At 59.7% G+C, this 13,803-nt stretch carries 10 protein-coding genes; all 10 read right to left on the bottom strand.

What is annotated here, in order from left to right; all coding sequences use genetic code 11:
- Positions 1-56: 56 nt before the first annotated feature.
- Positions 57-3,008, bottom strand: coding sequence for a DUF748 domain-containing protein (locus AC1MDT_RS17910; RefSeq protein ID WP_480418332.1), 2,952 nt, complete (start codon positions 3,006-3,008; stop codon positions 57-59).
- A gap of 93 nt (positions 3,009-3,101) precedes the next feature.
- The gene (locus tag AC1MDT_RS17905; protein ID WP_480418331.1) at positions 3,102-4,118 is read right to left on the bottom strand and encodes a class I SAM-dependent rRNA methyltransferase; all 1,017 of its coding nucleotides are present in this window, start codon (positions 4,116-4,118) and stop codon (positions 3,102-3,104) included.
- A gap of 147 nt (positions 4,119-4,265) precedes the next feature.
- The gene (locus AC1MDT_RS17900) at positions 4,266-5,138 is read right to left on the bottom strand and encodes an oxygenase MpaB family protein (RefSeq protein WP_480418330.1); all 873 of its coding nucleotides are present in this window, start codon (positions 5,136-5,138) and stop codon (positions 4,266-4,268) included.
- 134 nt (positions 5,139-5,272) lie between these two features.
- Complete coding sequence (gene acs / locus AC1MDT_RS17895; RefSeq protein WP_480418329.1) at positions 5,273-7,210, bottom strand: acetate--CoA ligase; 1,938 nt, start codon at positions 7,208-7,210, stop codon at positions 5,273-5,275.
- 198 nt (positions 7,211-7,408) lie between these two features.
- Positions 7,409-9,073 (bottom strand): glucose-6-phosphate isomerase, encoded by a 1,665-nt coding sequence (pgi, locus tag AC1MDT_RS17890; RefSeq protein WP_480418328.1) that lies wholly within the window; start codon positions 9,071-9,073, stop codon positions 7,409-7,411.
- A gap of 218 nt (positions 9,074-9,291) precedes the next feature.
- Positions 9,292-9,672, bottom strand: coding sequence for an aspartate 1-decarboxylase (gene panD, locus AC1MDT_RS17885; protein WP_253432033.1), 381 nt, complete (start codon positions 9,670-9,672; stop codon positions 9,292-9,294).
- Between the two features lie 158 nt (positions 9,673-9,830).
- Positions 9,831-10,691, bottom strand: a complete 861-nt coding sequence (gene panC / locus AC1MDT_RS17880) for a pantoate--beta-alanine ligase (RefSeq protein WP_480418327.1) — start codon at positions 10,689-10,691, stop codon at positions 9,831-9,833.
- Entirely contained in the window at positions 10,688-11,488 is an 801-nt protein-coding gene (panB, locus tag AC1MDT_RS17875) for a 3-methyl-2-oxobutanoate hydroxymethyltransferase (protein ID WP_480418326.1), read from the bottom strand. Before panB ends, panC begins: the two co-directional genes overlap by 4 nt.
- A 368-nt stretch (positions 11,489-11,856) precedes the next feature.
- Positions 11,857-12,342 carry a 2-amino-4-hydroxy-6-hydroxymethyldihydropteridine diphosphokinase gene (folK, locus tag AC1MDT_RS17870; RefSeq protein ID WP_480418325.1) on the bottom strand — a complete coding sequence of 162 codons (486 nt, stop codon included), beginning with the start codon at positions 12,340-12,342 and terminating at the stop codon, positions 11,857-11,859.
- A gap of 3 nt (positions 12,343-12,345) precedes the next feature.
- Positions 12,346-13,746 (bottom strand): polynucleotide adenylyltransferase PcnB, encoded by a 1,401-nt coding sequence (locus AC1MDT_RS17865; protein WP_480418324.1) that lies wholly within the window; start codon positions 13,744-13,746, stop codon positions 12,346-12,348.
- Positions 13,747-13,803: the final 57 nt, after the last annotated feature.

Below are 13,803 nucleotides of genomic sequence, written 5' to 3'. Positions count from 1 at the left end.
GCGCGGCATTTAATTGCGAACTTCGCTGGACCGGTCGCCAAGCAATTGCCTGATTATCACTCTGCATCCAAATGCATCGGCGTAACGACCCGGCCGTCACTTTCAGCTTTGCCAAGGTTGGCGTCGATGAAGTACACGCGTTCATCGGCCAACTGACCTTTGCTCACCAGATAGTCCTTGATGGCGCTAGCGCGGTCCTGTCCCAGCTGGCGTAAGAGAACGTCGCTGGAACTCCAGAACTTGATCACGTCTGCGCGCATTTTCGCCACGCGTTCTTCCTTGCCCAAACTCTTCCATTCGGCGGGCGGCTGAGTCTCCAGACGCGTGCGGTAAATGCCTTCCAGGAGCGGGCCTTTCTCGTTATCCGGCACTGCCAGCTGGGACGCCTGCGCGGGCACCTTGTCGCCACGATGCTGGAGCATTTTGTAGTAGTTGTATTGGTATTCGCGCTCAAGCCGTTGCTCGGCAATCAATGGACCGTCGCTGCTGGCGGAAGCAGTACCTTCAATTTCCAGGCGCAAGGCTGGACGTTCCTTGAGCGCACTGGACAGTTTGTTCAGTGCGCCTTCAGCTTCCTTGCTCAGATCGCTTGAGCCTGGGGCGAACGACACGCTGCCCAAATCTTCCGAACCGCCGCCACTGACCAGCCCGCCGATCATTTTGAAGGGCGCCGAGACGGCTTTTACGATCAGGTTGCGCAGGGTCTGCCAGATGATAGGCATAACGCTGAACTGCGGGTTGTTCAGGTCACCGGTCACTGGCAATTCGATGGAGATTTTGCCGTCGCTGTCCTTGAGCAACGCGACCGCCAGTTTCAACGGCAGGCTCACGGCGTCCGGACTGTCGACTTTCTCACCCAGTTGCAACTGCTCGATCACCACTTTGTTTTCGGCCTTGAGCTGGCCCTTGGTGATCAGGTAATGCACGTCGAGATTGAGTCGACCCTTGCGAATGCGGTAACCGGCGAACTTGCCGGAATAGGGGGTCAGGGTGGTCAGTTCAACGCGTTTGAAACTGGTGGCGATGTCGAGGCTGGCCAATGGGTCGAACGGGTTGACGGCGCCTTTGATGGTCACCGGTGCATAACGGTCGACTTTGCCCTTGATATCGACACTGGCCGGTTTTGCCTGACGGCTGTCGATGGTACCGATCTGGCCATTGAGCTGCTGGATAGCGGTGGCAAAGTTCGGGGTCAGGCTGAAGTCGGCGAAATTGGCCGAGCCATCGTTGATGGCAATGCCACCGATATGAATACCCAGAGGCTTGCCCTTGCTCGCGTCCGGTTTGGCGGCGTCAGTCTTGGCGCCAGTGTCGGGGGCTTGCGGAATCAGTAAGTCACTGATGTTGGTGGTGCGGTCATCGTTGATCATGAAGCGCGCATACGGCTGGAACAGGTTGACCTTGTCGATCGACAGGCTGTCGCCGTGCTGATAGTTCAGGCCTTCAAGCACCAACTGCTGCCACTTGAGGAAGTCGCGGGCTTTAAGGGTGTCCAGGGTATGCAGTTGATCGACCTGGGCGCGGCCGGTGACGCTGAACGCCAGCGGCTCGGTGCTTTTCAGATCGACCGCCAGATCACTGCCAAGCATGCCGCTACGCAATTCGAGGCGAATGAAAGGGGTGATGTAGGATTGGGCAATCCGCAGGTCGATGTCCTTGGTCTGCACTTTTAACTGGGCGCTGACCGGGGCGAGATTGACTACGCCGTCTGCCGTGATCTTGCCTTGCTTGCCCAGGCCCGTATCGAGCTTGAGGTTAAAAGGCGAACCATTGAGGCTGTCGAAATTTTGCAGGTCCAGGTTCAGCGGGCCCACTTCCAGCGCGACTGCGGGTTGTGCCTTGCGGTCAGCCAGGTGCACTTGGTAATTGCGCAGTTGCACGTCTTTGAGCAACACCTGCCAAGGCTTGCTCGGTGCCGCGGGCTGTTTCGGTGAGTCGGCCGCCGCCGGGGTTTTGACCGGCTCGGCGTTGGCCTTGGCAGCTGGTTTGGACGGTTGGCTGGCGAACAGTTTTTGCCAGTCGAGTTGCCCGTCGGCTTCGAGGGCCGCCCAGGTTTCCAGTCTGTTGCTGCGGATTTTACCGACCACCACTTGCTGCCTGGTCAGGTCCACCGTGGTGTCGCTGACTTCCAGTCGTTCGAGTTTCACCAGCGGTCGACCATCCGGCGCCTTGATCGCGAAGGGCGCCACGGTCACGGCGACGTTACTCAGCAGCAGTTCGGTTTGCTTGTCCAGACTCAGCTTGTAGTCGGTGCTGAGGCTGATGACGCCATCTTCGAGCTCTAATGGCAAAGCATCGCGCACGTAGGGCCAAAAGGATTTCATTTTGCCGTCGCTGATCTTCACCTTACCTTCGGAGGCGATCGGGATCAGGCTGAAGTTGCCGCTCCAGTCGAGCTGTCCTCCTCCCGGGCCGTTGGCCACCAGCGTCATGTCGGCGCTGTCGTCGGGCAGGGTGCTGAGATTTTTCAGTTCAAAATCGAGTTTGTCGTAGAGGAACTCAATGGGTTCGCTGGGGCGTTCATCCTTGAAATGCACTGAGCCTCCCGCCAGATTGATCCGCTCTACACGCAGCGGGAACGGTTTGGCGTTCGGGTCGGCCGGGGTCGGCTCGCTGGCGGGTAGTTTGAACAAACCAAGCAGGTTGAGTTTGCCTTCTTTGTCAAAGAGAACTTCGGTCTTGGGTTTGTCCAGTTCGATATCGGACAGGTGCAGGGCCTTGGTCCAGAGGCTGTCGATTTGCAGGTTGGCATACAGGCGTTCGAAGCCGACCTGCTCCTCGCCCGGCTCGCCGATGATCAGGCCCCACAGCGTCACTTCAAGGCTGAACGGATTGAGTTCGATCCGCTGGATGTGGGCGGGCACCGTGGCGTAGTTGGCCAGTTGTTGGTTGGCAACCCGCAAAGCGATGCCCGGCAAAATCAGAAATCCCAGCAGGCTGTAGAGGGCCAGAGCAGTCAACAAGGCGCCGATAGCGCGAATCAATCCTTTGGGCATGTGCGGCTTCATCTGTCTGAATCGGAGTGCGTTGGAGTATGGCACGCGAATCCGGTTCCGAAGTGATCCGGCTTTATCGGATTAATCTGATTTTGGGGTTGTTTTTCAGAGTTGCAGGATCAGGGTTTTCAGCGGCGGCTGCTGGTCCATGGACGGGAAGTCGGCACCCGGTTTCATCACGGTCCATTCACGCACCGGCCGCCCGGCTTTCTCGGCACAACGCAAAACCTGCTCGCGCCAGTCGTCCATGCTGACTTTTGCCAGGTTGTTGCAGCAGATCAGCACCCCATTGTCGGCGGTGGTCAGCAGGGCCGGTTTCAGCAGGCTCTGGTAGTCGCGCAGCAAGTCGACAGTACCGAACGCGCTCTTGGCCCAAGCCGGAGGATCCAGCAGCACCAGGTCGTACTGACGTTGGTCCAGACGTTGATAGCTCGGCAGTTTCTGTCCACGGCGCTGACTGATGGGCAGGCCGGCCAACTGGCGGATCGCCGGGAAGTAGTCGGACTGGATGAACTGCATGGTCGGCAGCTGCGGGTTGAGCAGGCCGTTTTCGCGACCGACCGCCAGATTGCCCTCGGCGAAGTCCAGATTGCACACCTCGCGCGCGCCACCCGCCGCTGCACTGAGGCCGACGCCGCAGGTGTAGGCGAACAGGTTCAGCACGCTTTTGTTCTGGCTGTGATCCTTGACCCAGCCGCGGGTATTGCGCAAGTCGAGGAACAGCAGCGGGTCCTGGCCAGGGTGGCGGCCGCGAACCCGGTAATTCAGGCCCCACTCGTGACCGATCAGGTCTTGCAGGGCGGCTTCGTCAGCGCGGTAGACGGTGTCTTCGCGGTCGATGCGTGAGTTGCCCCGGGAACGGTCGTTGTACACCAGCAGGGTGTCGAGGCTCAGATGCTGATTTATTGCCTCGTGCAATTGCAGCAGCTCATCACGCTCCAGGGACTGGTGAAAGCTTTGTACCAGCAGCTGCGGGCCGTAGCGGTCGATGGTCAGGCCACCGGCGCCTTCCTGGCTGCCATGAAACAGGCGATAGCAATCGGTGCCTTGCTGATGCAGTTCGGCAAGCAGGTCCTGGCGATGTTCAAGGGCGGCGCGCAGCGCCTGATTCAAGGAAGACATGCTGGGCGCCTTGCAGGAGGGAATTTGGCGCGGGAGTTTAACAGCTTGGCACTAAACCGAGGTGCTGCTATCGCGAGCAGGCTCGCTCCCACAGTATTGCACTGACTTTGTGGGAGCGAGCCTGCTCGCGAAGCTCTTAAGCTTTTTTCAGGTCAGCAACCCCATCCGCCGCTTCGCCCGATGCACCGAACCGTTACGCACGGCCCAGCGCAGCATCGGCGCGCTGCGGTTAACGCTGGCGCGGATCAGCTTGCGTTGCAGCGGGCTCTGGTTGATGCCGAGCATGTCACTGGCCCAGTCCGGCAACAGGTCGATTCCGGCCTTCATCATCAACCCGCCAAATGGCTTGGCCAGACGGCTGGGGGACGGTGCATTCAACAACAGGCGCAACACCTCCCGACTGCGTTCGTCGCACAGTAACTGTGGACGAAGGCGCTCAAGGTAGTCGGATATTTCCTGTCGTGAGCGAGGCACTTCGCGAGCGCCGAGACGTTCGGCGACCAGCGCGATTTCACCGTAGTAGCGGTCCTGATCGGCCGGCGACAGCTGCGGATTCCGGTAACGCAGGTGCGCGGCGAGGAAGTTGCTGACCTCAGCGACGTGCACCCAGGTCAACAGTTCGGGATCGCTGGCGGCATAGGACCGGCCATCAGGTGCCGTGCCGGTCACTTGCAGGTGGATGGTGCGGACTTTCTCGATCAGCCAGTCGGCATCTTTGCGCGAGCCGAATGTTGTGCCGGAGATGAACTGCCCGGTGCGGCGCAACCGGCCGAGCATGTCCTCGCGAAAATTCGAATGGTCCCAGACACCGGCCAGGGCCAGTGGGTGCAACGCTTGCAGCATCAGGGCACTGATGCCGCCGATGAGCATGCTGCTGAAGTCGCCGTGGACTTGCCAGCTTACCGAATCCGGCCCGAACAGGCCGGGATCGCCCTTGGGGTTTTCCAGGTCAAGCTTGCCCAGGGACAGGCCGGTCAGGCTCATGATTTGGGTTTCGATGCGGGTGCGGATAAATTCCATGGCAACTCTGTAGGAGCGAGCTCGCTCGCGATGGGCGTTAACGATAACGCATGTTTCCTGAATATACGCGGCGCGCCCGAGTTCATCGTCGGAACGCCGCCCGGAGCGAGCTTGCTCCTACAGACAGCGGTACGTTACTGGTTAAGGCGTTTTTCGATCAGCCCCTGAACCACGCTCGGATCAGCCAGGGTCGAGGTGTCGCCCAAGCTATCCAGTTCATTGCAGGCGATCTTGCGCAGAATCCGCCGCATGATCTTGCCCGAACGGGTTTTCGGCAAGGCTGGTGCCCACTGGATCAGGTCCGGCTTGGCGAAGCTGCCGATTTCCTTACTGACGTGTGCCAGCAGTTCTTTCTTCAATTCGTCGTCAGGCTCGGTGCCGTTCATGGGGGTGACGAAGGCGTAGATGCCCTGGCCTTTGATGTCATGAGGGTAACCGACCACAGCGGCCTCGGCGATGCTGTCGTGGAGCACCAGGGCGCTTTCCACTTCGGCGGTGCCGATGCGATGCCCGGAGACGTTGATCACGTCATCGATGCGCCCGGTGATCCAGTAATCACCATCCTCGTCGCGCCGCGCACCATCACCGGTGAAATAATAGCCGGGGTAGGGCTTGAAGTAGGTGTCGATCATCCGTTGCGGGTCGCCGTAGACACTACGGATCTGTGCCGGCCAACTGGATTTTATCGCCAGCACGCCACTGCCGGCGCCCTTGATTTCCTTGCCCGTCTCGTCGAGCAGCACCGGTTGCACACCGAACATCGGCTGGGTGGCGCAGCCGGGTTTGATCCTTGTGGCGCTGACCAAAGGGCTGAGCATGATGCCGCCGGTTTCGGTCTGCCACCAGGTGTCGACGATGGGGCATCGCTGTTCCCCGACCACGTTGAAGTACCAATCCCACGCTTCAGGGTTGATGGGCTCACCGACACTGCCGAGCAACCTGAGGCTCTCGCGAGAGGTTTCCTTCAACGGTTCGGCGCCCTCACGCATCAGGGCACGCAGAGCGGTGGGGGCGGTGTAGAAAATGTTCACATGGTGCTTGTCGATCACTTGCCAGAAGCGCGAACTGGTCGGGTAGCTCGGCACGCCTTCGAAGATCAGTGTGGTCGCGCCATTGGCCAGCGGGCCATAGACGATGTAACTGTGGCCGGTGACCCAGCCGACGTCGGCGGTGCACCAGAACACTTCGCCGTCGCGGTAGTCGAGCACGTATTTGAAGGTCATCGCCGCTTGCAGCAGATAGCCGCCCGTGGTGTGCAGCACGCCTTTGGGTTTGCCAGTGCTGCCTGAGGTATAGAGGATGAACAGCGGATCTTCGGCGTCCATCGGTTCGGGCGGGCAATCGTCACTGACGTCGCGCAGTGCCTGGTGATACCAGAGGTCCCGGCCTTCGACCCAATTAATCTCGCCTTGGGTGCGTTCGACCACGATCACGGTGCTCACGCCCGGGCAACTTTGCAGCGCCTTGTCGACGTTCTGTTTGAGCGACACGAATCTTGCGCCGCGCACGCCTTCATCGGCGGTGATTACGGTGCGGCAGTCGGCGTCGAGGATCCGGTCGCGCAGAGAATCCGGGGAAAAACCGCCAAACACGACCGAATGCACGGCACCAATGCGTGTGCAGGCGAGCATGGCGTAGGCGGCTTCGGGGATCATCGGCATGTAGATGCACACCCGGTCACCTTTTTTCACGCCACGGCTTTTGAGTACGTTGGCCAGGCGACAAACATTGTGATGGAGTTTTTTGTAAGTGATTTGGGTGGATTCGACCGGGTTGTCGCCTTCCCAGATGATGGCGACTTGATCGCCGCGTTGTTCCAGGTGACGGTCAATGCAGTTGTAACTGACGTTCAATTTTCCGCCGGCGAACCAGCTCGCTTCACCGGTTTTCAGGTTATAGCGCTGGACGGTAGTCCACGGCGTGCTCCAGTCGAGGAAGCGGGTCGCCTGTTCGGCCCAGAAAGTGCTGGGATGCTCGACGGATTGACGGTACAGGCGCTGGTAGTCGTCTTGACTCAAGTGTGCAGCCCGGCGGACGGCATCGGCTTTGGGGAACGTGCTGATATCGAACATGACGGTTCCTTATGCTTGGTTTTGCGACAAGGATAAAGATGCGCCCTGCGAATATTGAGTTCAAGGTGTACATAGAACCAATGTGGGAGCGACGATTCGACTTGCTCGCGATAGCGTCGTATCAGTCAACAGCAATGTTGAAGGACAAACCGCCATCGCGAGCAAGCTCGCTCCCACAGGGATCGGGTCCGGAGTGACTTAACCGCGGTGACGGCCGCGGAAGTAGTTGATCAGGCCCTGGGTGGATGCATCTTCCGCCGGGGTTTCTTCGCTGCCGACCAGGCGGTTGTAGACGCCTTTGCCCAGCTCTTTACCCAACTCCACGCCCCACTGGTCGAAGGCATTGATGCCCCAGATCACGCTTTGCACGAAGACTTTATGTTCGTACATCGCCACCAGTGCACCGAGACGACGCGGGCTGATGCGCTCGACCACCAGGGTGTTGCTCGGACGGTTGCCCGGGATCACCTTGTGCGGCGCAAGTTTCTGTACGTCTTCTTCGCTCATGCCCTTGTCGCGCAGCTCGGCTTCGGCCTCGGCGCGGGTCTTGCCGAGCATCAGCGCCTGGCTTTGGGACAGGCAGTTGGCGTACAGCCACTGGTGGTGGTCGGACACCGGGTTGAAGCTGACAATCGGCACGATAAAGTCGGCCGGGATCAGTTGAGTGCCCTGGTGCAGCAATTGGTGATACGCGTGCTGACCGTTGCAACCCACGCCGCCCCAGATCACAGGGCCGGTCTCAGTGGAAACCTGCGTGCCGTCCTGACGCACGCTCTTGCCGTTGGACTCCATGTCCAGCTGTTGCAAGTGCTTGGTGATGTTGCGCAGGTAGTGGTCGTACGGCAGGATCGCGTGGCTCTGCGCGCCCCAGAAGTTACCGTACCAGACGCCGAGCAAGGCCAGCAGCACCGGCATGTTCTGCTCGAACGGCGCGCTCTGGAAATGCTGGTCCATGGTGTAGGCGCCGGACAGCAGCTCCTTGAAGTTCGACATGCCGATGGCCAGGGCGATGGGCAGGCCGATGGCCGACCACAGCGAGTAACGCCCGCCGACCCAGTCCCACATCGGGAAGATGTTTTCTTCGCGGATACCAAAGGCCACGGCCGCAGCATTGTTGCTCGACACCGCGATGAAGTGGCGATACAGCTCGGCCTCGGAACCGCCCTGAGCCAGGTACCAGGCACGAGCGGCCTGGGCATTCTTCAGGGTTTCGAGGGTATTGAAGGACTTCGACGAGACGATGAACAGCGTGGTCTCGGCGCGCAGCTTCATGGTCAGTTCGTGGAACTCACTGCCGTCGATGTTCGCCAGGTAATGGCAGCGCACGCCTTTCTGGGCATAGGACAGCAGTGCTTCGGAGACCAGTTCGGGGCCGAGGAATGAACCACCGATGCCGATGTTCACCACGTCAGTGATCGGCTTCTCGCTGTAACCACGCCACAGGCCATCGTGGATTCGGCCTACAAGGTCGGTGATCTGGTTCAGTACTTTGTGTACTTCCGGCATCACGTTGACGCCGTTGACCGACAGCTTGTCGCCGACAGGGCGGCGCAGGGCGGTGTGCAGGGCCGGGCGTCCTTCTGACGAATTGACGATTTCGCCTTCGAACAGCGATTTGATCGCGCCCGCGAGGTCGACTTCGTTGGCCAGGCCCACCAGCAAGTTGCGGGTCTCGGCGTTGATCAGGTTTTTCGAATAATCGAGGAACAAGCCGCAACTGCTGAGAGTGAATTGAGTAAAGCGCTGCGGATCGGCATTGAACGCTTCACGCATGCTGAAATCCTGCATGGCTTGGCGGTGGTCATTCAACGCTTGCCAGGCGGGCAGAGCGGTCACATCGTGAGGGGTGCGGTAATACGCCATCGCTGCGGGTTTCCTTTTTACTTGAACGGCCTTTTGAACACGAAAAATCCCGGAGCGCTGCGGGTGGGCGTCCGGTTAACTGCGTCGACACGATTTGATGACACAGGGCGAATACAGTAAACCTCGCACTGCAATCTGTCTTGGCTTTGTCTGACCCGTTCCCGGTACTTTTTTATACATAAAGCAGGGAACGGTCCGACAAACGGTGCAGGTGCAGATCAGGCGACCTGCACCGGGATGGCATTGCTGGTGTGGCTCAACTCGTTACCCGGTGCCATATAGAGCATGCGAGGCTTGAAGTTGAGCAGCTCGGCTTCGCTGTAGTGAGCGTAAGCGCAGATGATCACACGATCGCCGACCTTGGCCTTGTGCGCGGCTGCACCATTGACCGAAATCATCCGCGAGCCTGCTTCGCCACGAATGGCATAGGTGGTGAAGCGTTCGCCGTTGTCGACGTTGTAGATCTGGATTTGTTCGTATTCACGGATGCCGGACAGGTCCAGCCAGTCGCCGTCGATGGCACAAGAACCTTCGTAATCAAGTACAGCGTGGGTGACTTCGGCGCGATGCAGCTTGGCCTTGAGCATGATGGCGTGCATGAGTATTTCCCCCAGGTCGAATCGAGTTGTGGAAACTGAAGCAGGTCGAGTGTAGGAGCGAGCCTGCTCGCGATGGCGGTGTGTATTCAGCATTGATGCCGACTGATCCACCGCTTTCGCCGGCAAGCCGGTCTCGCTCCCACAAGGTCTTGTAATGTTTAGCTCGGGGTGTCGAGATTCAGGTGCAGGTTGTCGATCAACCGCGTGGTGCCCAGGAACGCCGCCACCAGAATCACCAGATCCCGATCCTCCGCCGTCGCCGGACGCAATGTCAGGGCATGACGGATTTCCAGGTAATCCGGACGCAAGCCAGCCGTTTCAAGCTGCTTGATTTGCGCGCCGATCAACGCCGGATAATCGCGCTCACCCTGTTTGATGGCATCGGCCATCTGGGTGAGAGTCCGATACACAGCTGGCGCAACAGCACGCTGCTCTTCGCTGAGGAAGCCATTGCGCGACGACAGTGCGAGGCCATCGGGCGCACGCACTGTCGGTTCGCCGATGATCTGGATGGGCATGTTGAGGTCATGCACCAGGGCGCGGATCACGGCCAGTTGCTGGAAGTCTTTCTGGCCGAAGATCGCCAGGTCCGGCTGGACCATGTTGAACAGCTTGCTGACCACCGTCGCCACACCTTCGAAGTGCCCCGGACGGCTGGCGCCGCACAGGCCTTCGGACAGTTGCGGCACGCTGACGCGGGTCTGGCCGGCCATGCCGTCGGGGTACATTTCTTCGACGGATGGTGCAAACAGCAAGTGGCAACCGGCCTGGAGCAGTTTCTCCTGATCGGCAGCGAGGGTTCGCGGGTACTTGTCGAGGTCTTCGCCGACGCCAAACTGAAGCGGGTTGACGAAAATGCTCGCGACCACGAAATCCACCCGTTGGGTGGCTTTGGTAATCAGCGCGACGTGGCCGCTGTGCAGGTTGCCCATGGTCGGCACAAAGCCGATGCGTTTGCCTTCGCCGCGGGCTCGGGCCACGGCGGCCCGCAGTTCGCGTACGGTTTTTACGGTATTCATGCAGAAAATCCGTGTTCGATGCCTGGGAAAGTCGCGGCTTTGACTTCAGTGACGTAGGCACTCAAAGCCGCGTGAATGCTTTCCTGGCCCGCCATGAAGTTTTTTACGAATTTCGGTACGCGCCCGGTGATGGACAGGCCGAGCATGTCGTGCAAGACCAGTACCTGGCCGTCAGTAGCGTTGCCGGCGCCGATTCCAATCACCGGGATTTTTACCGCCTGGGTGATCTCTTCGGCCAGTTCGCTGGGCACGCACTCGAGCAACAGCATCGCAGCGCCGGCCTGTTCCAGGGAGATTGCGTCGGCACGCATTTGCCGCGCCTGGTTTTCATTGCGGCCCTGGACTTTATAGCCGCCGAGGATGTTCACCGATTGCGGCGTCAGGCCCATGTGCACGCACACCGGAATACCGCGCTCGGCCAGCAGGCGGATCGAGTCCGCCAGCCAAAGTGCGCCTTCAATCTTGACCATATGCGCACCGGCCTGCATCAACAGGGCACTGTTGGTCATGGCTTGTTCGGTGGTGGCATAGGCCATGAACGGAAGGTCGGCGAGGATCAACGCGTCAGTATTGCCGCGTTTGACGGCTGCCACGTGGTAAGCCATCTCAGCGGTCGTGACCGGCAGGGTGCTGTCGTGACCTTGCAAAACCATGCCGAGAGAGTCGCCCACCAGCAGCACTTCGACACCAGCCTCGTTGCAGGCATGGGCGAAGGTTGCGTCATAGCAGGTCAGCATGGTGATTTTTTCACCTTTTTGCTTGATACCTTGCAGGGTGGTCAGGGTGATGGCTGGCATGAAAAGTTCCTCATTCAGGCGCTATGAAAACTACTGCGAGTAACGCGCGTGATTCTTCGTTAAATACAGGCGCACGGTCTGTTGTCGCGCTTTTAAGGCCTGGATCGCGCCCTTCAACGCCGTGTTGGCGGCAGCGGGACGCCTATAGTCGTGAGGAGACCTCTGGAAGTCAATTGTGTGTGTTACCGCATTGTTACGCGTGGTGTGTTACCGGGGTAACTGATGCGTTTCAGCAGATGCCGATCTTGTGTTCGACACAAAACCCTGTGTGGGAGCGAGCTTGCTCGCGATGGCGGTCTGCTATGTAACGATGATGGTGACTGCAAGATCGCTATCGCGAGCAGGCTCGCTCCCACAGGGGATTTGCGTTAAGCCGGAGTGAGGCGCTCCAGGCCGACGAACGGGCAGGCTGCGAGTAATTCCTTCAGGCGGCGACCATCAGCCAGCCGCAACTCCACAGGTGCCAGTTCGGCCAGCGGATACAGCACGAAGGCGCGTTCCTGCAGGTGGTAGTGAGGAACCTTGAGGCGGGGCTCGTCGATCAGCCGGTCACCAAACAACACAATATCGAGATCAAGCGTGCGTGGCCCCCAGCGCTGAAGGCGTTCGCGGCCCTGTTCGTTCTCGATGGCTTGCAATGCATCAAGCAGCTCCAGCGGAGCCAGCGTGCTGTCGAGCGCAGCGACCGCGTTGGTATAGCGCGGTTGGCCAGGCAGCAGCGAGTCGCTTTGATAAAACGCGGAAACCCCGACCAGTTCGGTCTGCGGCAAGCGGGCCAGCGCCTCGACGGCGCTGCGCAATTGTTCGGCGGGGTCAGCCAGATTGCTGCCCATGCCGATGTAGATGCGCTCCATGGATTATTCGCCCGTAGCACTCGGTGCGCCGGCTGCGCGTTTGCGCTTGGCGCCACCACTGCGACGACGTTTGCGTGGCGCGCCAGTGCCGTCTTCCTTACCGCTGAGGTCGCGGATCATGTCGCGACGCTCGCTGTCGTTGGCATCCTGGTAATCCGTCCACCATTCGCCCAGGCCATCGGTCTGCTCGCCCGCGCTTTCGCGCAGCAGCAGGAAGTCATAGCCGGCGCGGAACCGTGGGTTGTCCAGCAACAGGTCGGCACGCTTGCCGCTGCGGCGTGGCAGACGCTCCTGCATGTCCCAGATTTCGCGGATCGGCATGGTGAAGCGTTTTGGGATCGCAATGCGCTGGCATTGTTCGGCAATCAGTTCGTGCGCCGCTTCCTGCATCGCTGGAATCGGCGGCATGCCGCGTTCTTGCAGACGCAGCACCCGAGCCGGCAAGGCAGGCCAGAGCAGGGCCGCGAACAGGAACGCCGGGGTCACCGGTTTGTTCTGCTTGATCCGCAAGTCAGTATTGATCAGGGCTTCGCTGATCAGAGTGTGGGTGTACGTCGGGTTGTATTCCAGCGCCTCGGCACTGGCCGGGAACAGCGGATCGAACAATTGCAGGTCCACCAACATCTCGAAGGTGTCTGCGGCATGGCCGGAGAGGAACAGCTTGAGCACTTCCTCGAACAGGCGTGCCGATGGGATCTCGCGCAGCATCGGTGCCAGTTCGCGGATCGGCAGGGCGCTGTGCTTTTCGATACCGAAATTCAGCTTGGCGGCAAAACGCACCGCCCGCAACATCCGTACCGGGTCTTCCTGGTAACGTTGCTTCGGATCGCCGATCAACCGGATCAGGTGATTGCGGATGTCGTGCACGCCGTTGGCGTAGTCGAGAATGCGCTCGCTGACCGGATCGTAATACAGGGCGTTGATGGTGAAGTCGCGACGTTGCGCGTCTTCTTCCAGCGTGCCGTAGACGTTATCACGCAGGATGCGCCCACTCTCGTTGCGAGAAGACTGGTTGCTGTCTTCCTCTTCATCGTTTTGCGGGTGATTGGCGCGAAAGGTCGCGACTTCAATGATTTCGCGGCCAAAGTGGATGTGCACCAACTTGAAGCGGCGGCCGATGATCCGCGCGTTGCGGAATTCGGCTCGAACCTGTTCAGGTGTGGCGCTGGTGGCGACGTCGAAATCTTTTGGCGTGATGCCCAACAGCATGTCGCGCACGCAACCGCCCACCAGATAAGCCTGGTAACCGGCGTTCTGCAGGCGTTCGACGATGTTCACCGCATAACGGCTGAATTGTGCCTTTTGCAGCGAATGTTGGCCGCTGTTGAGCACTTCAGGCGTACTGCGAATGTGTTGCGTATGACGCTTGGGAGAACGGAATGACTGGAACAGCTTCTTCAGCATGGGATGCACTGTTTGAAGGAATGTTCGGCCATAACGAAGAATGACCGCATGATGGGC

The sequence above is a fragment of the Pseudomonas sp. ASL7 genome, assembly GCF_056680375.1.
Note: the sequence above shows the minus strand (reverse complement) of the source record. Positions and strands in the feature narration are given on the sequence as shown.

Excerpts from the sequence above, each read along its gene's own strand:
- AC1MDT_RS17910 (WP_480418332.1), bottom strand. The coding sequence starts at position 3,008 with ATGAAGCCGCACATGCCCAAAGGATTGATTCGCGCTATCGGCGCCTTG.
- AC1MDT_RS17905 (WP_480418331.1), bottom strand. The coding sequence starts at position 4,118 with ATGTCTTCCTTGAATCAGGCGCTGCGCGCCGCCCTTGAACATCGCCAG.
- AC1MDT_RS17900 (WP_480418330.1), bottom strand. The coding sequence starts at position 5,138 with ATGGAATTTATCCGCACCCGCATCGAAACCCAAATCATGAGCCTGACC.
- acs (WP_480418329.1), bottom strand. The coding sequence starts at position 7,210 with ATGTTCGATATCAGCACGTTCCCCAAAGCCGATGCCGTCCGCCGGGCT.
- pgi (WP_480418328.1), bottom strand. The coding sequence starts at position 9,073 with ATGGCGTATTACCGCACCCCTCACGATGTGACCGCTCTGCCCGCCTGG.
- panD (WP_253432033.1), bottom strand. The coding sequence starts at position 9,672 with ATGCACGCCATCATGCTCAAGGCCAAGCTGCATCGCGCCGAAGTCACC.
- panC (WP_480418327.1), bottom strand. The coding sequence starts at position 10,691 with ATGAATACCGTAAAAACCGTACGCGAACTGCGGGCCGCCGTGGCCCGA.
- panB (WP_480418326.1), bottom strand. The coding sequence starts at position 11,488 with ATGCCAGCCATCACCCTGACCACCCTGCAAGGTATCAAGCAAAAAGGT.
- folK (WP_480418325.1), bottom strand. The coding sequence starts at position 12,342 with ATGGAGCGCATCTACATCGGCATGGGCAGCAATCTGGCTGACCCCGCC.
- AC1MDT_RS17865 (WP_480418324.1), bottom strand. The coding sequence starts at position 13,746 with ATGCTGAAGAAGCTGTTCCAGTCATTCCGTTCTCCCAAGCGTCATACG.